The organism is Streptomyces bikiniensis (genome assembly GCF_000716625.1).
In the GTDB taxonomy this organism is placed as follows: domain Bacteria; phylum Actinomycetota; class Actinomycetes; order Streptomycetales; family Streptomycetaceae; genus Streptomyces; species Streptomyces bikiniensis.
Map to the genome: position 1 here is coordinate 1 of NZ_JNXJ01000010.1, position 18,235 is coordinate 18,235.

The following is an 18,235-nucleotide window of genomic DNA, read 5'->3' on the forward strand; positions in this document are numbered from 1 at the left end:
AGCCGACGGCACACCTCCTCCGCCGCCGCCCGGTCCTCCCCCACCACGAACCCCGGCCGCGCCGCAGCCCCCCGCTCCCCCAACAACCGCAACGCCACCTCCACCGGCAACGGACCCAACGGCCGCACCACCTCCCCCGGCACCCCCAACGGCTCCCGACTCGTCGCGAGGATCCGCAGCTCCGGACAGCGGGCGAGCAGGGCCTCGGCCAGCTCGGCGGCGGCGCCGACGACGTGCTCGCAGTTGTCGAGGAGCAGCAGCATCCGGCGTCCGGCGCAGTGCTCCACGAGCCGGGCGAGGGGGTCGTTCCCGGTCCGCAGCTCCTCGGCGCCGGCGCCGCGCAGGACGGTCTCGCGGGCGCCGACGGCGGCGAGGACGGCCTCGGGCACGGCCTCCGGGGCGGTGACGGGGGCGAGTTCGGCGATCCAGACGCCGTCGGGCCAGGCCCCGGCGCCGCGTTCGGCGGCCTCCTGCGAGAGACGGGTCTTCCCGGCGCCGCCGGGTCCGAGCAGGGTGACGAGCCGGGCCGCCCGCAGGTCCTCCCGGAGGGCGGCGATCTCCTCGTCGCGGCCGACGAAGCTGGTGAGCCGCGCGCGCAGGTTGCCCGGGGCGGGGGCGCTCCCCGGGGCGGGGGCGGGCCGGGGTGCCGCCGCGGCCGGCTCCCCGGCGAGCAGTTCCGCGTGGAGGGCGCGCAGGGCCGGGGACGGGTCCGTGCCGAGGCGGTCGGCGAGGGAGCGGCGGACCGCCTCGTACGCGACGAGTGCTTCGGCGGCCCGGCCCGTGTCGCGCAGGGCCCTGATCCGCAGCGCCTGGAGAAGTTCGTCCAGCGGGTGGGCCTCGCAGAGGGCGGTGAGCTCGGGCAGGACGGCGGGCGCGTCACCGAGGGCCAGGGCGGCGCCGAACCGGGCGCGGCGGGCGTCGAGGCGGCGGGCCTCCAGACGGGCGGCCTCGGCGGCCCGGTCCGGCAGGTCGGCCAGGGCGGGGCCGTGCCAGAGCCCCAGGGCCTCGTCGAGCAGAACGGCCGCCCGCCCCGCGTCCCCGGCGGCGAGCGCGGCCGCGCCCTCGGCGGCGAGGCGTTCGAAGCGGTGGGCGTCCACGTCCCCGGGCCGGGCGTCGAGCCGGTAGCCGCCGTCGGTGGAGACCACCCGGTCCCGGCCGAGGGCCCTGCGCAGCCGCCCGACCAGGGCCTGGAGCGCGGCGACCGCGTCGGCGGGCGGCTCGTCGCCGTACCAGACCTCGTCCACGAGGTCCCGTACGGGCACGGGGCGGCCGGCCCGCAGGGCGAGGACGGTGAGCAGCGCGCGGACCCGGGGGCCGCCGACGGCCACGTCGGTGCCGTCGGGCGCGTGGGCGAGGGCGGGGCCGAGGACGGAGTAGCGCACGGGCCCATTCTCCGTGAGCGCGCGGAGCCCGCTCCCGGCGGGGAGCCGTCCGGGCCGGGACCTCCCGCTTCTCCGCCCGGAACCGGAGGCGGGGACCGGGGCCGGAAGCCGGGAGCAGGGCCCGGAACCGCGCCCGGTCCCGGTACGTTTCCCGCACACCAGCCTTCCCCGTCCCCTGGGAGCCCCCGCGATGACCACGGCCACCACCCGGAGCCACGAACGGCGGATCAGCCCCGTCTTCCTGGCGATCCTCGCCGTCATGGCCGTCACCGGCTGGGCGGTGTGGACGGACTTCGCCGCCCTGCCCGGTCTGGCGGTCTTCCTCTTCGTGACCTCGGCGTGGGTGGTGTCGCTCTGCCTGCACGAGTACGCGCACGCCCGGACGGCCCTGCACGGCGGGGACATCACGGTGGGCGCGAAGGGCTATCTGACCCTGAACCCGCTGAAGTACACGCACGCGGTGCTGAGCATCGTGCTCCCGGTGCTCTTCGTGATCATGGGCGGGATCGGTCTGCCGGGCGGCGCGGTCTTCATCGAGCAGGGGCGGATCAAGGGCCGCTGGAAGCACAGCCTGATCTCGGCGGCGGGTCCGCTGACGAACGTGCTCTTCGCGCTCGTGTGCACGGCCCCGTTCTGGCTGGGCGCGCTGGACGGCGTGCCGCCGGCCTTCCGGTACGCGCTCGCGTTCCTGGCGTTCCTCCAGGTGACGGCGGCGCTCCTGAACATGCTGCCGGTGCCGGGGCTCGACGGGTACGGGGTGGTGGAGCCCTGGCTGTCGTACGGGGTGAAGCGGCGGATCGAGCCGTACGCGCCGTACGGCTTCTTCGTCGTGATCGCGCTGCTGTTCGTCCCGGCGGTCAACGGCGCCTTCTTCGACGCGATCGACGCGCTCATGCGGGCCCTGGGGGTGCCGGAGGCGACCCGGTACTGCGGTTCGCAGCTCTTCCGGTTCTGGGAGGGGACCCCGGAGTTCTGCGAGGTCTAGGGGTTCCGTCCCGGCTCAGACCCGGGCGGCGGCTTCCTTCTCGGCCTTGGCGCGGCGGAGGTAGTACCAGGCCATGTTGGAGGAGAGGCCGGCCAGGAGGACCCAGACGATGCCGAGGAAGCTGCCCTGGACGAAGGAGACGACGGCCGCGGCGACGGCCAGGGCGCAGACCACGAGGGCGTAGAGGGCGAGGCGGGGCATGGGGGTCGGCTCCTGTCCGGTACGGATGGGTCTCGGTGCCCGTCCAGTGTCCCCCATGCCCGGAAGCGCCCGTTCTCCGGCCCTCCGAGGTCTCCGGGGTCCGCCGGCTCAGACGTCGGTGACCCGGAGGCCCGCGTGGGCCTTGTAGCGGCGGTTGACCGAGATCAGGTTGGCGACCAGCGACTCGACCTGATGGGCGTTGCGCAGCCTGCCGGCGAAGACGCCGCGCATGCCGGGGATGCGGCCGGCGAGGGCCTGGACGGTCTCCACGTCGGCGCGCTCCTCGCCGAGGACCATCACGTCGGTGTCGATCTCGTCCAGGGAGGCGTCCTGGAGGAGGACGGCGGACAGGTGGTGGAAGGCGGCGGTCACCCGGGAGTCCGGCAGGAGCGCGGCGGCCTGCTCGGCGGCGGAGCCCTCCTCGGGCTTGAGAGCGTAGGCGCCCTTCTTGTCGAAGCCGAGCGGGTTGACGCAGTCCACGACGAGCTTGCCGGCCAGCTCCTCGCGCAGCGACTCCAGCGTCTTGGCGTGGCCGTCCCACGGCACGGCGACGATCACGACGTCACTGCGGCGGGCGGTCTCGGCGTTGTCGGCGCCCTCGACGCCCTGGCCCAGCTCGGCGGCCGCGTCCCGGGCGCGGTCGGCGGAGCGGGAGCCGATGATCACCTTCTGTCCGGCCCGGGCGAAGCGGTACGCGAGGCCGCGGCCCTGCTCGCCGGTGCCGCCGAGGACGCCGACGACGAGCCCGGAGACGTCGGGGAGGTCCCACGGGTCCTTGGGGGTCCTGGCCGCGGGGGCGGTGGGGTCCTGGGATGCGCTGGAGGAAGTCATGGCCCCGACATTACCGACCGGTCGGACCACCGGGTGGCTTCCCGTACGGGTGATCCCCCGGCTTTCGGCCACGCGCGGGCCCGGCGTCGTACAGGATGCGGCCGCATGGATGCCGTACGGGTCGCGTTGCTGCGGGAAGTGCTCGCCGGGACGGAGTGGCCGGGGGAGGCCCGCCGGTTCGCGGGGGCGCTGCGGGGTTCGGTGGTCCCGCACGGGGGCGGGCTGCTCCTGGTCGGCACGGCGGAGTACGAGCCCTGGCACCTGGCGGCGCACCTGGTCGACGAGTCCGCCTGGTCGGGGCTGCCGGAGCTGGCGCCGACGCTGGTGCGGCACCGGGTGCGGCCGGGTGATCCGGCGCACCTGTCGGTGGGCCTGGGCCGCCTGGAGGCGGCGGGGCGGGGGGCGACGCTCCTGATGGTGGCGCCGGAGCGGCCGGGGGCGGGGCTGCTCCAGCGGGTGCACGACGCGCGGCGGGCGGGGGCGACGGTGCTGACGCTCGACGGGGGTGACCCGGAGGTGCGGGGGCTCGCGCACGAGACGCTGGCGGTGACGGAGGGGTCGGGGGTGGACCTGGACACGGTGCAGCACCTGGTGAGCGCGGCGGCCGGGGAGAACAGACTGCCGTCACCGCGCGGGGGCCGCCGCTTCCGGGACCGCCTCTCGGCCCTCGCGGACCGCTTGACGGCCCCGCCGCCGAAGCGCTGGTAGGGGGCCCCGCGCCTCCGGCGGGACGGTGGCGGGCCGTGCCCCCGGCGGGACGGTCGCGGGCCGTGCCCCCGGCGGGACGGTCGCGGGCCGTGCCCCCGGCGGGACGGTGGCGGGCCGTGCCCCCGGCAGCGGTGACCGGTGGCGCCGGTGACCGGTGGCGGTACCGGCCGCCCGGGCGGGGCGGGCTCCGCCCTCCGGACGGCCGACGGGGGTCACCGATAATCAGGTTGCCTTCAGCACCTTCCGGACGGAGCATGTCCCCTCGTGTCCCCCGCGCTCTCCAAGCTCTCCGCCGTCCTGCCCGATCTGGCGCCCTGGCGCGCCTCCCGCGACTTCCGGCTCCTGTGGGTGCAGGGGCTCGTGACGTTCTTCAGCAGCGCGATGGCGATGATCGCGCTGCCGCTCCAGATCAAGGAGCTGACGAACTCGCCGCTCGCGGTCGGGGCGATGGGCGCGGTCGAGCTGGTGCCGCTCGTGGTCTTCGGCCTGTACGGCGGGGCGCTCGCGGACGCGGTCGACCGGCGGCGGGTGATCCTGTGGACCGAGGCGGGCCTCGGCACGCTCGCCCTGGTCCTGCTGGTCAACGCGGTGCTGCCGGAGCCGATGCTCTGGCCGCTGTACGTGGTCGCGGCGGGCGTCTCGGCGCTCGCGGGGCTCCAGCGCCCCGCGCTCGACTCGCTCTTCGCCCGGATCGTGCCGCACGAGCACCAGACGGCGGCGGCCGCCCTGAACTCGCTGCGCTGGCAGATGGGTGCCATCGCGGGCCCCTCGATCGCGGGCCTGGTCGTGGCCTTCGCTGGGCACGCGCCCGCGTACGCGGTGACGGCCTGCGGCTTCGCGGTCTCGGTCCTGATGTGCCGGCGCCTCTCCCCCGCGCCGCCCGCGCACGATGCGGAGAAGCCGTCGCTGCGGGGCATCGCGGAGGGGGCGCGGTACGCCTGGTCGCGGCCGGTGCTGCTCGGCACGTACGCGGTCGACCTGGCGGCGATGTTCTTCGCCTTCCCGAACGCGATCTTCCCGTTCCTCGCGGACGAGCTGGACGCGGACTGGTCGCTCGGCCTGATGTACGCGGCGGGCTCGGTGGGCTCGCTGGTCCTCGGCCTGACCAGCGGCTGGACCTCGAAGGTGCGGCGGCACGGGCTGCTCGTGGCCGGGGGCGCGGCCGCCTGGGGCCTGGCCATCGCGGCGGCCGGCTGGTTCGGGAACGTGTGGCTGGTGCTGCTCTGCCTGGCCTTCGCGGGCGCGGGCGACATGCTGAGCGGTCTGGGCCGCTCGACCATCTGGAACCAGACGATCCCGGAGGAGCTGCGCGGCCGGCTGGCGGGCATCGAGGTGCTCTCGTACAGCGTCGGCCCGCAGCTGGGCCAGGTGCGGGCGGGCGTGATGGCGGGCTGGACCGGCACCCGTACGGCGGTCTGGACGGGCGGCGTGGCCTGCGTGGCCTCGGTGGGCCTGCTCTGCCTGGCGCTGCCGAAGCTCCTGGCGTACGACTCCGAGACCGACGAGGACTCGCTGCGGCGCCGGGCGCAGCAGCGGGAGGCGGCCGGGGAGGCCCGCACGGAGGCCGCCGACACCGCCTGAGCGGCGCCGGCGGCATGCGCCCGTCCGGGGGTGTCCGCTCCGCGGCGCCCGCCTACTCGGGGTTCTCGTCCTTCTTCCCCCCGGCGTCGTGCCAGCGCGGGTCCGTCTCCCACTCCAGGTTCCGCTCGCGGGCGGTCTCCATGGCGTGGGAGGCCTCCTCACGGGTGGTGTACGGGCCGAAACGGTTCTTCGAGGGGCATTCGGGGCCCTCCTCGACCGTCTTGTGCTCCAGGCAGTAGTACCACTCGCCCGGTTTGCCCGCGGTGCGCTTCTTGAACAGGGCCATCGTCGGCTCCTTCCTCCGAGGATCATGGTGCCCCAGACCCGGTCGTTACACTCGCTGGCATGTCTGGCCAGTCGCTTCTCGTACCGGGGGAGCTCTCCCCCCACCGCTCCGTTCCGGGTTCCATCCGCCGCCCCGAGTACGTCGGGAAGCCCGCACCGGCCCCGTACACCGGGCCCGAGGTGCAGGATTCCGACACGATCGAACGGATGCGGATCGCCGGCCGCATCGCCGCGCAGGCGATGGAGGAGGCCGCCAAGCACATCGCCCCCGGCGTCACCACCGACGAGCTCGACCGGGTCGCGCACGAGTTCATGTGCGACCACGGCGCCTACCCCTCCACCCTCGGCTACCGCGGCTTCCCGAAGTCGCTGTGCGCCTCGGTCAACGAGGTCATCTGCCACGGCATCCCGGACTCCACGGTGCTGCGGGACGGCGACATCGTGAACCTCGACGTCACGGCGTACGTCAACGGCGTGCACGGCGACAACAACGCCACCTACCTCTGCGGCGACGTCGACGAGGAGTCGCGGCTGCTCGTGGAGCGGACCCGGGAGGCCCTGAACCGGGCGATCAAGGCGGTGCGCCCGGGGCGCCGGATCAACATCATCGGGCGGGTCATCGAGTCGTACGCCAAGCGGTTCGGCTACGGGGTCGTGCGCGACTTCACCGGGCACGGCATCAACTCGTCGTTCCACTCCGGCCTGATCGTGCCGCACTACGACTCCCCGCACCACACCACCGAGATCAAGAAGGGCATGACCTTCACCATCGAGCCGATGCTGACGCTCGGCACCCACGACTACGACATGTGGGACGACGGCTGGACCGTGGTGACCAAGGACCGCAAGCGGACGGCCCAGTTCGAGCACACCCTCGTCGTGACGGAGACCGGAGCGGAGATCCTGACCCTGCCCTGACGTTGCCCCGCCCCGGGAAGTGGGTAGCTTTTTTACCGACAGGTCGTCGGGAACCGGTTGACTTAGGTAAGCCTAAGTTGGCAGGATCGCCACTGGTTCCCGTCCCATCGGTCCCGGAGGCACGCCTTGGACACGCCCTTCTCGACGCTCATCCGCACGGCGTCGCACGAGCAGCACACCGAAGCGGAGACGTCGTCCTTCATGGGTGACCTCCTCGGCGGGCGCCTGGGCGTCGACGCCTACGCGCGCTACACGGAGCAGCTCTGGTTCGTCTACCGGGCCCTGGAGGAGGGTGCGGAGGCCCTGCGCGAGGACCCGGTCGCCGGGCCGTTCGTACAGCCCGAGCTGTTCCGCACGACCGCCCTGGAGCGGGACCTCGCCCATCTGCGGGGGCCGGACTGGCGCGACGGCCTCTCGCCGCTGCCGGCCACCACGGCGTACGCCGAGCGGGTCGCCGAGTGCGCCCGCGAGTGGCCCGGGGGTTACGTGGCGCACCACTACACGCGCTACCTGGGCGACCTGTCGGGCGGCCAGATCATCCGCGACAAGGCGGAGCGCACCTGGGGCTTCGCCCGCAAGGGCGACGGCGTCCGCTTCTACGTCTTCGAGGAGATCTCCAACCCGGCCGCGTTCAAGCGCGCGTACCGGGAACTGCTCGACGGGGTGAACGCCGACGACCTGGAGAAGCAGCGGATCATCGACGAGTGCAAGCGCGCCTTCGACTTCAACAGCGCGGTCTTCCACCAGCTCGGGGGCGAGTTCCCGCTGAGCGCGTGACGCCCTTCCGAACGGTGCGGAGGGTCAGCGCGTGAGCGTGCCCTCCAGGCGGACGCGTCCGCCGAGTTCCACGATGCCGTCGGGGCCGGGGGCGGTGAGCAGCTGCGAACCCCGGCCCTGCGTGATGTTCAGGGCCCGGCCCAGCTCCGCCGTGAGCAGCAGCGCCGCCGCGCCGGTGGCCTCGTCCTCGTCGATGCCGTCGCCGCGCCCCGGGAAGGCCCGCGCCCTGATCCGCCCGGCCGCCTCCTCCTCCCAGGCCCAGGCGTAGACCCACTCCCCCGGCTCGGGCACCTCCAGCGCCTCCACCTCGGCGGCGGAGGCGTACCGGCGCAGGGTGCGGGGCGGGACCCACTCCGCGCGCGCCTCGATCCAGGTGAACTCCCCGTCGCCGCGCACCCACACCTCGCCGGCCGGCGGGTGGACGACCTCCAGGTCGAGGAGCCAGGCCGCGCCGACGAGCGGGTGCCCGGCGAACGGCAGCCGCAGGCCGGGCGTGTAGATGTCCACGATCCCGCGCTCCGGGTCGTCCACGAACACCGTCTCGCTGAAGCCGAGTTCCTTGGCGAGCGCCTGCCGCGAGGACTCGTCGGGGTGGGTACGGGCGTCCCGTACGACCCCGAGGGGGTTGCCGTACCGGCCGTCGCCCGCACAGAAGACCCGCAGGACGTCGATGTCAGTGGCGGTCGTGTTCATGGCGGAATTCAACCATCCGTCCGCAAGGGGGCAGGGCCGCACCCGGATTCCGGGTGCGGCCCTGCCCGGTGGGGGGTGGCGGATCAGGAGGCCGCGGCGCGGCGGCGGACCGCGACGACGACGGCCGCGCCGGCCGCGCCGGTCAGGGCGGAGGCCCCGGCGAGGAGGCCGGTCGGGACGTCCGAGCCGGTGGCGGCGAGGGCGCCGGAGCCGCCGACGGTGCCGGCCCCGCCCGCGGTGCCACCGCCGACCGTGCCACCGCCGACCGTGCCACCGCCGCCGACGGTGCCACCGCCCGTGGTGGACGTGCCGCCGGTGGCGCCGTCACCGGAGCCGGTGGAGGTGCTGCCGCACCCCCGGACCGGGGTCCCCCTCGTCGTACCGTTACGGCACGCGGACGCGGGCGGTTCGCCTTCCGCCAAGGCTTTTTGACGGGGAATCACCCCGGTGGGCGGTGGCCCCGGCCCGGCGGTGCGGGCCCTGGCCGGGGATACTCGTCCGACGGCGGTACGGGGCGGCCGGCGGCGGGGCCGGGCCCCGCGCGCGTGACAGCGGGAGGGGAGAGCCGTGTACGGCACCTATCTGTTCGGCCTGCGCGAGGGCCTGGCGGCCGGCCTGGTCGTCTGCCTCCTCGCCGCGTACGTGGTGAGGGCCGGGCGCCGAGAGGCCCTGGCACCGGTCCTGACCGGCGCCGGCGCGGCCGCCGGCCTCTCCCTCGCCCTCGGCGCCGCCCTGGAGTCCGGCTCCCGGGAGCTGACCCCGGAGGCGCGGGCGCTGGTCGGCGGCTCGCTGTCGATCGCCGCGGCGGGCCTGGTGACGTGGGCGGTCCTCCGGCTGCGGCGCCCGGGTCCGGGGGCGGTCGGTGCCGGGACGGGCGTGCTCGCCGCCGCCGCCTTCCTGGTGGTGGGCCGCGAGGGCCCCGAGGCGTCGCTCTTCGTGGGGGAGGCGGTGCGGGCGGCCGTGCCGAGCGGCCCCGGCAGCTCGTTCCAGCCCCTGGTCTGGGTCCTCCTCGGCCTGCTCACGGCGGCCCTCCTCTGCCTGCTGCTCCACCGGGCCGCGCTGCGGGCCGGCCCCGCGAGGTTCTTCCCCTGGGCCGGCGGGCTGCTGGTCGTGGCGGGGGCGGGCGTCCTCGCGGACGGCGTGCGCGGCCTCCAGGAGGCGGGGCTGCTCGGCGGCCCGGCGGAGGCGGCCTTCGACGTCTCGGCGGCGGTCCCGCCGGAGAGCTGGTACGGGGCGCTCCTCGAAGGCTCCCTCGGCCTCCGGCCGGACCCGACGGTCCTTCAGGTCACGGTGTGGGCGCTGTATCCGGTCCCGGCGCTCGCGCTCCTCCTGGCCCCGATAGGGTCGGGTCCGTCCGCGCGGGTGAAGAAGCAGAAGGCGACCGATGAGACGGCTGAGGGTGGGGCGAGCGCCGGGACGACCTCGTGAGCGGTGGCCGGCACGGCCGGTGCGGCTGCTCGCGGCGACGGCGGCCGTGACCGCCCTGGCGCTGACGGCGAGCGGCTGCGTGACGGTGCACGGCGAGCTGGCCCTCGTACCTGCGGCGACGGAGGCCGAGGCGGCGAAGGCCCTGGCGGACTTCACGGACGCGTTCAACCGCGCCGACAAGGCACACGACCCGGCGCTCGACGCGGACCGGGTCACCGGGCCGCTCGGGGCGATCAACCAGGCGGGGCTGCGCGCCCGCGCGGTCACCAGCCCGGGCGGCAATCCGAAGCACAGGCCGCTGGAGCTGACGGACGCGCGCTTCCTGCTGCCCCGCAAGGCGGGCTGGCCGCGCTGGTTCGTCGCGGACACCGACTCCAACCGGGACGTCGACCGGGGGGACGAGGACCAGCGCTGGCTGCTCGTCTTCGTGCGCAACGGCCCCCAGGAGCGGTGGAAGGCCGCCTACCTCAACGTCCTCGGCGTGTCCGAGGTCCCGGAGTTCGCCGAGGAGGGGGGGTACGCGGTGCCGGTCGCCGCGGACACCGACGCGCTGGCGGTCGCGCCCGGGAAGCTGGGCACGGAGTACGTCGCGTACCTGAAAGACGGGAAGCCGGGGCCGTTCGCGGCCGGTCCGCACACCAGCGTGTGGCGGGAGCAGCGGGAGAAGGCCGCCGCGCGGCCGGGGCTCGCCACCCAGTACGTGGACCGGGTCACCGACCGGGGGTCCTTCGCGCCGCTGGGGCTGCGGACCCGGGACGGGGGCGCGCTGGTCTTCTTCGCGACCCGGTACTTCGAGCGGCAGACGGCGGCGCCGGGCTACCGGCCCAAGGTCCCGAAGGACGTGAAGGCGCTGATGACCGGCGAGGTGAAGAGCACGGTCACCCGGGAGTGGGTGTCCAGCCAGTCGGTCCTGGTGAAGCCGGCGGGCACGGCCCGGGACGGGGTCACGGTCACGGGCCGGCTCCAGGGCGTGGTGGGCGCGGTGGGCTCGTAACGCACCGGTTCTCCTCCGGACCGCTCCGGGTTCTTTTCGGACCGCTCCGGGACGTAGGGGTCAGCGGGTCACCGGCCCATCGGCTCAGCGGGTCAGCGGCCCATTGGCTCAGCGGCTCAGCGGGTCAGCGGGTCAGCGGGTCAGCGGCCAGGCGATCTCGTGGGACGTGTGCCCGCCGTCGCCGTCCGCCCCGCGCTCGGCCGCGTGGCGGGCGCAGGCGTCCTGAAGGGTCTCCAGGAGGTTCAGCGGATCGGGCAGCGGATGCTCGGGGCCGCGGAGCCAGGAGACGACCGGGTGGGCGTCCTCGTCGCCGGGGAGCCGGGCCGGGGGGACGAGGACGTAGCTGCCGCGGCAGTGCCAGCGGAGCCCCGGGTGCTCGTCCATGGTCTCGGGGTGGCAGTCGAGCTCACAGGGCCACCACTCGTCCTCGTCCTCGGGGGTGCCGCGGGTGGCGGTGAAGAAGAGCATCCGGCCGCCGTCGGGGCCCTCGGCCGGGGACTCGGCGACGGGGCCGACCTCGACGCCCTCGGCGAGGAGGCGGTCCAGGGCGGCACGACCGGCGGCCAGCGGCACGTCGAGGACGTCGTGGACCATGCCGGTGGCGGTGACGAAGTTGGCCCGGGGCTCGTTGCGGGACCAGCGCTCGACCTGGCCGCGGTCGGTGGTCGACTGGGTCTGCCAGGCGAAGGAGACGGGGTGCCGGGCGGGGGTGGGACAGCCGATCCGCTCGCAGGAGCAGCTGTAGCCGACGGGGTACGCGGCGGGGGCCAGGGGCAGTCCGGCTGCGGCGACGGCCAGGAGCAGCTTCTCGCGGTCGTCCCCGTCGTCGGCCGCGGTGCGTTTGGGGCGCCTGCGCAGCCACTGTGCGAGCCTGCTCTCCGTGCCGCGGTAGCGGCCGATGCCGTCGCCCATCTATCCCCTCACAACCTCGTGCTCGCCCGTTCGGCTCTGCCCATGGTCCCACCATCCTGCGCCCCGGGTGACCGGAGTGCGGAACCGGGGTGCTCCCCGGTCCCTCAGCCCCTCGGGGCGAGGCCGCGCAGGACGTGGTCGACCAGGGCGTCCGCGTAGGCGTGGGTGAGGGGCAGGGTGCGGTGGATCCACCGGTGGTGGAGGGGGCCGACCAGGAGTTCGACGGCGAGGCGGGGGTCGGCGCCGGGGTCGACCTGACCGGCCTCCCGGGCGGCCTCGATGCGGCGCACGTAGTGCTGGAGCTGGGGTTCGAGCAGCGCCTCGGTGAAGCGGGCGCCGAGGTCGGGGTCGGTGATCCCCTCGGCGGCGAGGGCACGGGTGGGGAGCTCGAAGGCGGGGTCGTTCATCTCGTCGACGGTGGCGCGCAGGACCTGCTTGAGGTCGGCGGCGAGGTCGCCGGTGTCGGGGATCTCACTTCCGGCGTCGCCGCCCATGGCCTCGACGGCCCGGTCCTGGAGGTCGAGGAAGGCGTCGAGGAGGACGGCGGCCTTGGAGGGCCACCAGCGGTAGATGGTCTGCTTGCCGACGCCGGCGCGGGCGGCGATGCCCTCGACGGTGGTCCTGGCGTAGCCGTTCTCGGAGACGAGGGCGAGGGCGGCGTCGAAGATGGCGCGCCGGGAGCGCTCGCTGCGACGGGAGGCGTCGGGGGTGGACTTGGAGCCGGGGGCGGACTTGGAGCCAGGGGTGGACTTGGAGCCAGGGACAGGCGTGGAACCGGATGCGGGCGTGGAACCGGATGTGGGCATGGAACCGGATGTGGGCATGGGGCCAATCTAGCTCCTGGCGAGACGATACGTCTCGCCGTGACGGGTGACGCGCGAACCACCCGAACGGTCCACTGCGCGGAGGGCCCCGAGGGCGGACCATGGGGTCCACCGCACCGCGGTGCTTCCGCCCGTCCGCCCGTGAGGAGCCCTTCTTGCGCACCACTCCGCGCTCGCCCTCGCCCCGCCGTTACCTGATGTGCCCACCCGCGCACTTCACGGTGACGTACTCCATCAACCCCTGGATGGACCCCACGAAACCGGTCGACCCGCCGCTCGCCCTCGCCCAGTGGGAGGACCTGCGGGACCGCTACCGCGCGCTCGGCCACACCGTGGAGGTCCTGGAGCCGGACCCGGCGCTGCCGGACATGGTGTTCGCGGCGAACGGCGCGACCGTCGTCGGGGGCCGGGTCCTCGGCGCGCGGTTCGCGTACCCGGAGCGCGCGGCCGAGGCCGACGCGCACCTGGACTGGTTCCGCCGCAACGGCTGGGCGGAGGAGGACCTGTGGGTCCCGCAGCACGTGAACGAGGGCGAGGGGGACTTCGCCGTCACCGCCTCCTGGATCCTCGCCGGGCGCGGCTTCCGCGCCAGTCCGCTCTCGCACGGCGAGGCACAGGAGTTCTTCGGGCGCCCGGTGATCGGCCTGGACCTGGTGGACCCGCGCTACTACCACCTGGACACGGCGCTGTGCGTCCTGGACGACGCCGGGGACGAGATCATGTACTACCCGGCCGCCTTCTCGCCCGGCAGCCGGGCGGTACTGGCCCGGCTCTTCCCGGACGCCCTGATCGCGACGGAGGAGGACGCGGCCGCCTTCGGGCTCAACGCGGTGAGCGACGGGCGGAACGTCCTGCTGCCGCAGGCGGCCGTGGGCCTCTTCGAGCCGCTGCGCGACCGGGGCTTCGAGCCCGTCGGCATGGACCTGAGCGAACTCCTCAAGGGCGGCGGCAGCGTGAAGTGCTGCACCCAGGAGCTGCGCCCCTAGTCCCCTCGTGAAGCCGCCGCCCCCGTACCGCGCCGTGGTACGGGGGCGGCGGTGCGACCACCCCCTCCGGGGCGTGCGTCGAAAGCAGCGCCGTCCGCCCGGGGGGGGCGGGCGGGACTCTCGGCACACGCCCTAGGACGCGTCCGCGCCGCCCGGCGCGAAGGCGCCGGCCGCCGCCGCGACCAGGGCCGCCGTGACGGCCCGCTCGGCGTCGGCGGGGGTCGGCTGCTCGTGGGTGACGGCGAACCGGTAGTAGAGCGGGGCCGAGACCGCGCGGAGCAGTTCGAGCGGGTCGGTGCCGGCCGGGAGTTCGCCCCGGGCCACGGCCCGCTCCCCCACCGGGGCCCATTCGGCCAGGCGGGTGCGGTAGAAACCGGCCAGGGCGCGGGCGCACTCCTCGTCGCAGGCGGCCGCGGCGATGACGGCCCGGAAGACGGGGCCCATCCGGGGGTCGGTGAGGGTCCCCAGGACGAGCGCGGCGTTGGCCCGCAGGTCGCCCGCGAGGCCGCCGGTGTCGGCGGCGGGCAGGGACTGCTCGGCCATGTCGTCCAGGAGGTCGGCGACCAGGCCGACCGGGGAGCCCCAGCGCCGGTAGACGGTGGTCTTGCCCACGCCCGCGCTCGCGGCGATCCGGTCCATGTTCAGCGTGTGGAAGCCGGAGGCCGCCAGGGCCTCCTGGGTGGCGTCGAGGACGGCGCGGCGGACCTTGGCGGTACGGCCGCCGGGCCGCCGGGCGCCGGACGCGGCGGGCGGACTCCCGCCCTCGGCCGACGAACCTCCACCCAAACGGGAATCTTGTTCCATTAATACTCCTCAGTCTGCTACCGTCTGCCGCATCTTAACGGAACTCACGTCCCTTTAAGGGGTCCCGCTCATGACTGCCCTCGACACACCGCCCGTCCCGGCCGCGTCCAAGGCCACCGCCGCCCCCCGCATGGACGGGCGGATGCGGCTCGTCCTCGTCGTCCTCCTCGTCGCCCAGTTCATGCTGGCCGTCGACTTCTCGATCCTGAACGTCGCCCTGCCCGTCATCGGGAAGGGACTCGGCTTCTCCCTCTGCGGCCTCCAGTGGATCGCCACCGCCTTCGCCCTCGCCGCCGCCGGGTTCACCCTCCTCTTCGGGCGCGTCGCCGACCTCCTCGGCCGCCGCCGGGTCTTCCTCGGCGGCATGGCCGTCCTCGGCGCCGCCTCCCTCGCCGGAGGCCTCGCCACCACGCCCGAGCTGCTCATGGCCGCCCGCGTCGCCCAGGGCCTCGCCACCGCCGCCGTCACCCCCGCCGGGCTCTCGCTGCTGACCTCCGCCTTCCCCGAGGGACCGTTGCGCGACAAGGCCCTCGGCCTCAACGGCGCCCTGATGTCGGCCGGCTTCACCACCGGGGCCGTCCTCGGCGGCGTCCTCACCGACCTGCTCTCCTGGCGGTGGGCGTTCTTCGTCAACGTGCCGGTCGCCCTCGCCGTCCTGCTCGTCGCCCCCGCCGTCATCGAGGAGAGCCGTCCGGTCGAGCGGCCCCGCCTCGACGTCCCCGGCGCGATCACCGTCACGGGCGGGCTCCTCGCCCTCGTCTACGGGCTCACCGCCGCCGGCGAGCACGGCTGGACCGACCCCGGCGTCCTCGTCGCCCTGGCCGCGGCCGTCGCCCTGCTCACCGCCTTCCCGTTCGTCGAGCGGCGCTCCGCCGCGCCCCTCGTCCCGATCCGGGTCCTGAAGCGCCGCACCGTCGTCTGGGGCAACCTGGCCGGGCTGCTCGCCTTCGCCACCGAGACCTCGCTGGTCTTCCTGATGACCCTGCACCTCCAGGACGTCCTGGGCTTCTCCCCGCTCGCCGCCGGCCTCTCCTTCGGCGTCCTGGGCGCGGGCACGGTCCTCGGCGGACTGTTCGCCCCCCGCTTCATCGGCCGGTTCTCGCCCCGTACCGCCCTGGTCGCCGGCGGGGTCCTCCAGGCCGTCGCGACCCTCTCCCTCGTCGGACTCGGCGACGGGCCGGGCACGTACGGGCTGCTGCTCGCCGCCACCTTCGCGGGCGGGATCGGCAACATGCTCGCCATCGTCGGCTTCATGGTGACGGCCACCTCCGGCCTGCCCGACGCCGAGCAGGGCATGGCCACCGGCATCGCCACCATGACCCAGCAGGTCGGCATCACCCTGGGCACCCCGGTCATGAGCGCCGTGGTCGTCACCGCCGCCACGCTCCCCGACGGCATCGCCCGCGCGGTCCTCGTCAACGCGGCCGCCGTCCTCGTCGCCGCCCTCGCCCCGGCCCTCCTCCTGCGCCGGAGCCGGCGGTAACCGGACGGACGCGCCTAGAACGCGTCCGCCTCCGGCGGCCACGGGTCGCCCCACTCCGCGTCACGGGCCTGCTTGTACAGGGGCCCGTGACGCTTGGTGACGGTGTCGCGGGAGAGGCCCTCGGGACCGCAGAGCTCCAGCTGGACCAGGCCCTTGCGGATCTGCGGCCTGCGGACGATCCGGGCGGCGGCGGGGTCCGCCGGGAAACGGACGGCGGCCACGTACGCGTACTTCTCGTCCTCGTACGCCAGCGAGCCGCCCTTCACCTTCCGGTGCAGCGAGGAGCGGCTGACCCGGGCCGAGAAGTGGCACCAGTCCGTGCCGGGCGCGATCGGGCAGGCCCCGCTGTGCGGGCAGGGCGCGGCGACGGTGAACCCGGCCCCGACGAGCAGGGCGCGGGCCGCGATGATCCGCTCGTAGCCGTCCGGGGTGCCCGGCTCGACCACCACGACGGCCTGCGCGGCGCGGGCCGCCTCGGCGACGAGCGAGGCGCGGTCGGCCTCCGTCAGCTCCTTGAGGACGTACGAGACGGTGACCAGGTCCGTGTCGGCGAGGCGCAGCGCGCCGCCGATCCGCTCGCGCCGCCACTCCGCGTCGAGCACGCCGCCGGCCAGCTCGCGGCCGAGCGCGAGGGCGGGCTCGGCCCAGTCGAGGACCGTGGTGCGGGGCGGCCGCCCGTCCCAGGCCTCCGCGACGGCCCAGGTCGCCGCGCCCGTGCCGCCGCCGACGTCCGTGTGGGTGCGCGGCGCCCAGTCGGGCGCGGCCTCCCGCAGGGCGCCCAGGGCGCCCCGTACCGCCTCGAAGGTCGCCGGCATCCGGTAGGCGGCGTAGGCGGCGACGTCGGAGCGGTCGCGGAGCACGGGGGCGTCCGTCGGGGTGGTGCCCCGGTAGGTGGCGATCAGCCGGTCGACGGCCTGGGCGGCCCGCTGGGGCGGGAGGCCGTCGAGGAGCCCGGCGAGGGCGGCGCGCAGGGAGTCGGCGGAGGGGGCGGAGGCGTTCACCGAGACAGTCTAGGCGGCCGGGTCCGGTGCCTTCCCGGACTGCGCGGCCGGATCCGGTGCCTTCCCGGACTGCGCGGCCGGGTCCGGTGCCTTCCCGGTCTGAGCCGTACCCGCTTCCGGCGCGGTCCGCCACGGGCGGCACAGGCCCAGGAAGCAGGCCAGGGCGAGGGCGGCGCAGGTGAGCTGGACGACGGCCATCGGGACGGCCGTGTGCTCGCCCGCGATGCCGACGAGCGGGGAGGCGACGGCGCCGACGAGGAAGGAGGTGGTGCCGAGGAGCGCGGAGGCGGACCCGGCGGCGTGCGGGGTGCGCATCAGGGCCTGGGCGTTGGTGTTCGGCATCGCGAGGCCCATCGCGGACATCAGGACGAAGAGCCCGGCGGCCACGGGCGCGAGCCCGACCTTCCCGAAGACGCCGCTGGTCATGAGGAGCAGGGCGATCGCGGCGAGGAGGATGACCGCGAGGCCCCAGCCGAGCACCTTGTCGAGGCTGACGCGGCCGACGAGGAGCTTGCCGTTGACCTGGCCGACGGCGACGAGGCCGATGGAGTTGAGGCCGAAGAGCAGGCTGAAGGTCTGCGGCGAGGCGCCGTAGATCTCCTGCACCACGAACGGCGACGCCGATATGTAGGCGAAGAGGACGGCGAAGGCGAGGCCGCCGGTCAGCGTGTAGCCGGTGAAGACCCGGTCCGCGAGGAGCCCCCGCATGGTGCGCAGGGCCTGCCCGACCCCGCCCTCGTGGCGCCGTTCGGGCGGCAGCGTCTCGGCGAGGAAGCGCCACACGACGAGGGTGAGCAGGACGCCGACGCCGGTGAGGACGTGGAAGACGCCCCGCCAGTCGGTGACGCGCAGGATCTGTCCGCCGATGAGGGGGGCGACGATCGGGGCGACGCCGGAGATCAGCATCAGGGTGGAGAAGAAGCGGGCCATCTCGACGCCGTCGTAGAGGTCGCGGACGACGGCGCGGGCGATGACGATGCCGGCGGCGCCCGCGAGGCCCTGGAGCAGCCGGAAGCCGATGAGGGTCTCGGCGGTGGGCGCGAGGGCGCAGGCGGCGGTGGCGAGGACGTACACGACCATGCCGGCGAGCAGCGGGCGGCGGCGCCCCCACTTGTCGCTCATGGGGCCGACGACGAGCTGGCCGAGGGCCATGCCGGCGAGGCAGGCGGTGAGGGTGAGCTGGACGGTGGCGGCGGGCGCGTGCAGCGCGCCGGTGACCTCCGGCAGGGCCGGGAGGTACATGTCCATGGAGAGCGGGGGGAGGGCGGTGAGGCCGCCCAGGACGAGGGTGACGAGCAGCCCGGCCCGGCGGGCGGCGGCGAGGCCGGGGGCGGCGGGCCCGCCGGGCGTGCCCGTCACACCGGAGACGGCTTCACTTATGTTCCCTTGTGTTGTTTTCTGGCCGCTCTCCGGCATCGACAGCTCCGTTTCGTTGAATCCTT

Annotated in this window: 20 protein-coding genes; 9 read left to right on the forward strand and 11 right to left on the reverse strand. The window is 75.0% G+C overall.

Annotated elements, in window-relative coordinates; all coding sequences use genetic code 11:
* The coding region (locus OO47_RS09910) for an AfsR/SARP family transcriptional regulator (RefSeq protein WP_033208653.1) at window positions 1-1,382 on the reverse strand (1,382 nt) is incomplete at its 3' end.
* A gap of 190 nt (window positions 1,383-1,572) precedes the next feature.
* Here OO47_RS09910 and OO47_RS09915 point away from each other — a divergent pair.
* Window positions 1,573-2,367, forward strand: coding sequence for a site-2 protease family protein (locus OO47_RS09915; protein ID WP_030208248.1), 795 nt, complete (start codon window positions 1,573-1,575; stop codon window positions 2,365-2,367).
* Between the two features lie 15 nt (window positions 2,368-2,382).
* Here OO47_RS09915 and OO47_RS09920 read toward each other — a convergent pair whose 3' ends face one another.
* Both OO47_RS09920 and npdG read right to left on the reverse strand, forming a co-directional pair.
* Window positions 2,383-2,625: a hypothetical protein gene (locus tag OO47_RS09920; RefSeq protein WP_199812287.1), complete on the reverse strand. Its 243-nt coding sequence runs from the start codon at window positions 2,623-2,625 to the stop codon at window positions 2,383-2,385.
* 51 nt (window positions 2,626-2,676) lie between these two features.
* Window positions 2,677-3,399 carry an NADPH-dependent F420 reductase gene (gene npdG / locus OO47_RS09925; protein WP_030208253.1) on the reverse strand — a complete coding sequence of 241 codons (723 nt, stop codon included), beginning with the start codon at window positions 3,397-3,399 and terminating at the stop codon, window positions 2,677-2,679.
* Between the two features lie 105 nt (window positions 3,400-3,504).
* On the opposite strand from npdG, the gene OO47_RS09930 reads away from it, so the two are divergent.
* Together OO47_RS09930 and OO47_RS09935 are read left to right on the forward strand one after the other, a co-directional pair.
* The gene (locus OO47_RS09930) at window positions 3,505-4,107 is read left to right on the forward strand and encodes a hypothetical protein (RefSeq protein ID WP_030208255.1); all 603 of its coding nucleotides are present in this window, start codon (window positions 3,505-3,507) and stop codon (window positions 4,105-4,107) included.
* 264 nt (window positions 4,108-4,371) lie between these two features.
* Window positions 4,372-5,688 (forward strand): MFS transporter, encoded by a 1,317-nt coding sequence (locus OO47_RS09935; protein WP_033208658.1) that lies wholly within the window; start codon window positions 4,372-4,374, stop codon window positions 5,686-5,688.
* A gap of 52 nt (window positions 5,689-5,740) precedes the next feature.
* Here the strand turns inward: OO47_RS09935 and OO47_RS09940 are convergent, their stop codons facing one another.
* The gene (locus tag OO47_RS09940) at window positions 5,741-5,974 is read right to left on the reverse strand and encodes a hypothetical protein (RefSeq protein ID WP_030208259.1); all 234 of its coding nucleotides are present in this window, start codon (window positions 5,972-5,974) and stop codon (window positions 5,741-5,743) included.
* 59 nt (window positions 5,975-6,033) lie between these two features.
* Between OO47_RS09940 and map the strand changes: the two genes are divergently transcribed.
* Both map and OO47_RS09950 read left to right on the forward strand, forming a co-directional pair.
* Window positions 6,034-6,891 carry a type I methionyl aminopeptidase gene (map, locus tag OO47_RS09945; RefSeq protein ID WP_030208261.1) on the forward strand — a complete coding sequence of 286 codons (858 nt, stop codon included), beginning with the start codon at window positions 6,034-6,036 and terminating at the stop codon, window positions 6,889-6,891.
* A 126-nt stretch (window positions 6,892-7,017) separates the two neighbouring features.
* On the forward strand, window positions 7,018-7,668 hold the full coding sequence (locus tag OO47_RS09950; RefSeq protein ID WP_030208263.1) for a biliverdin-producing heme oxygenase: 651 nt from the start codon (window positions 7,018-7,020) through the stop codon (window positions 7,666-7,668).
* Window positions 7,669-7,692: 24 nt separating this feature from the next.
* On the opposite strand, the gene OO47_RS09955 is transcribed toward OO47_RS09950, so the two are convergent.
* Together OO47_RS09955 and OO47_RS37220 are read right to left on the reverse strand one after the other, a co-directional pair.
* Window positions 7,693-8,361: a PhzF family phenazine biosynthesis protein gene (locus tag OO47_RS09955; RefSeq protein ID WP_030208265.1), complete on the reverse strand. Its 669-nt coding sequence runs from the start codon at window positions 8,359-8,361 to the stop codon at window positions 7,693-7,695.
* A gap of 83 nt (window positions 8,362-8,444) precedes the next feature.
* The gene (locus OO47_RS37220; RefSeq protein WP_033208661.1) at window positions 8,445-8,783 is read right to left on the reverse strand and encodes a hypothetical protein; all 339 of its coding nucleotides are present in this window, start codon (window positions 8,781-8,783) and stop codon (window positions 8,445-8,447) included.
* A 145-nt stretch (window positions 8,784-8,928) separates the two neighbouring features.
* On the opposite strand from OO47_RS37220, the gene OO47_RS09965 reads away from it, so the two are divergent.
* Both OO47_RS09965 and OO47_RS09970 read left to right on the forward strand, forming a co-directional pair.
* Window positions 8,929-9,789, forward strand: a complete 861-nt coding sequence (locus OO47_RS09965; protein WP_030208268.1) for an FTR1 family protein — start codon at window positions 8,929-8,931, stop codon at window positions 9,787-9,789.
* Window positions 9,746-10,783 (forward strand): hypothetical protein, encoded by a 1,038-nt coding sequence (locus tag OO47_RS09970; RefSeq protein ID WP_051715502.1) that lies wholly within the window; start codon window positions 9,746-9,748, stop codon window positions 10,781-10,783. The genes OO47_RS09965 and OO47_RS09970 overlap by 44 nt, the downstream gene beginning before the upstream one ends.
* A gap of 132 nt (window positions 10,784-10,915) precedes the next feature.
* Here OO47_RS09970 and OO47_RS09975 read toward each other — a convergent pair whose 3' ends face one another.
* Both OO47_RS09975 and OO47_RS09980 read right to left on the reverse strand, forming a co-directional pair.
* Window positions 10,916-11,695, reverse strand: coding sequence for a bifunctional DNA primase/polymerase (locus OO47_RS09975; protein WP_030208272.1), 780 nt, complete (start codon window positions 11,693-11,695; stop codon window positions 10,916-10,918).
* 104 nt (window positions 11,696-11,799) lie between these two features.
* Window positions 11,800-12,519 carry a TetR/AcrR family transcriptional regulator C-terminal ligand-binding domain-containing protein gene (locus OO47_RS09980; protein WP_234323116.1) on the reverse strand — a complete coding sequence of 240 codons (720 nt, stop codon included), beginning with the start codon at window positions 12,517-12,519 and terminating at the stop codon, window positions 11,800-11,802.
* 155 nt (window positions 12,520-12,674) lie between these two features.
* On the opposite strand from OO47_RS09980, the gene ddaH reads away from it, so the two are divergent.
* Entirely contained in the window at window positions 12,675-13,505 is an 831-nt protein-coding gene (gene ddaH, locus OO47_RS09985; protein WP_030208276.1) for a dimethylargininase, read from the forward strand.
* A 132-nt stretch (window positions 13,506-13,637) separates the two neighbouring features.
* Here ddaH and OO47_RS09990 read toward each other — a convergent pair whose 3' ends face one another.
* Entirely contained in the window at window positions 13,638-14,309 is a 672-nt protein-coding gene (locus tag OO47_RS09990; RefSeq protein WP_033208663.1) for a TetR/AcrR family transcriptional regulator, read from the reverse strand.
* A gap of 70 nt (window positions 14,310-14,379) precedes the next feature.
* Between OO47_RS09990 and OO47_RS09995 the strand changes: the two genes are divergently transcribed.
* Entirely contained in the window at window positions 14,380-15,792 is a 1,413-nt protein-coding gene (locus tag OO47_RS09995; RefSeq protein WP_030208281.1) for an MFS transporter, read from the forward strand.
* Between the two features lie 14 nt (window positions 15,793-15,806).
* Here the strand turns inward: OO47_RS09995 and OO47_RS10000 are convergent, their stop codons facing one another.
* Both OO47_RS10000 and OO47_RS10005 read right to left on the reverse strand, forming a co-directional pair.
* Window positions 15,807-16,793, reverse strand: coding sequence for a small ribosomal subunit Rsm22 family protein (locus OO47_RS10000; RefSeq protein ID WP_030208285.1), 987 nt, complete (start codon window positions 16,791-16,793; stop codon window positions 15,807-15,809).
* A gap of 9 nt (window positions 16,794-16,802) precedes the next feature.
* A complete protein-coding gene (locus OO47_RS10005) occupies window positions 16,803-18,209 on the reverse strand; it encodes a multidrug effflux MFS transporter (RefSeq protein ID WP_234323117.1) in 1,407 nt (468 codons plus the stop codon).
* Window positions 18,210-18,235: the final 26 nt, after the last annotated feature.